The organism is Austwickia sp. TVS 96-490-7B, assembly GCF_019331795.1.
GTDB lineage: Bacteria > Actinomycetota > Actinomycetes > Actinomycetales > Dermatophilaceae > Austwickia.
Genome location: NZ_JAHPZL010000016.1, coordinates 1 through 302, shown reverse-complemented (window position 1 = coordinate 302; position 302 = coordinate 1). Strand labels below are relative to the sequence as shown.

Genomic DNA, 302 nt, shown 5'->3' with positions numbered 1-302 from the left:
ACCCGCGCATATGTTGATAGCCTGTCGTTGTCGTTTTAGGGTTCGAATAGGCGACTTTTTGTTTGAGTGCCGGTTGCATAAGGTCCGAATAGCCATTGATGTGAATATCACCTTGTAAGTCTGTATTCACAACAATTACTGTCGGCATTAATATAAACGGTGTGACGATAGGTTGGTTCGATAATGAAATACGAAACTTCGATAGATCTAGTGCTTTATAAGGCACAAAATCTTCGGGATGCTCGATAGTTTCACTTAATACCCCACCTACAAAAATATCTCCGCGTCCATGTTTCGGCGTC

At 42.1% G+C, this 302-nt stretch carries 1 pseudogene; it reads right to left on the bottom strand.

The features are described 5' to 3' along the window. Positions 1 to 302 (bottom strand): annotated as a pseudogene (locus tag KEM60_RS14475) (hypothetical protein); the annotation flags it as partial.